A 650-nucleotide genomic window follows, 5' to 3' on the forward strand; every position below is an offset into this window, starting at 1 on the left:
TATATTTAAATCTATTTTTGAGTTAGAATTGACCCTTAAGTCTTGATTAGTTGAAGTATCGTCTGTTTTAAATTCTTCTTTAAAAGTCAGTGTAGGGACTTCATTTGGTTGAAGGTCACTAACAGTCTGAACAAATACAGATTGATTAACTTGTAAAAAACGAAATTTTTCTGAACCCATATTATCGTTAAGAGGAACTTCAGGAATGTGTTCTACAGGTTCAGAATCTAAGTCAACTGTAACATAACCGCCTCTTTCACCAATACCTGGTTTATAAGCGTAATAAAATCTTTTGTCCAAATGTGTTGAACTAGTTGCTAGAGTTGCTTTCATATCAACTTCAGCTTGGTATGGATTGCCGATTAAAGCAAAGCCTTCCGAGTTAGGATTCAAATCATTATCCATGTTTACATCACCAGTTAAAATAGTCCCCAAAGATCTCAACCTTGTATCATCACCTTTAGCTATATTAGCTTCATAAATATTTGTACCTCTATCACCCCTAATCAAAATTCCGTAGGCTTTACCCGCTTCTAAAGTGTTTAAGTTTGTGTTGGAAATCGTTAACCAACTTTCATTTTGTGAATCCCAAGAAAATAAAGATGGATTTCCAGTGGAGGTTGCATCAAGTCCATTATCGCCGTTTGTAC

At 34.8% G+C, this 650-nt stretch carries 1 pseudogene; it reads right to left on the reverse strand.

What is annotated here, in order from left to right:
* Positions 1-650: pseudogene (locus CXF67_RS00165) on the reverse strand (ice-binding family protein); the annotation flags it as partial.

It is taken from the genome of Psychroflexus sp. MES1-P1E, assembly GCF_002836055.1.
Lineage (GTDB): Bacteria > Bacteroidota > Bacteroidia > Flavobacteriales > Flavobacteriaceae > Psychroflexus.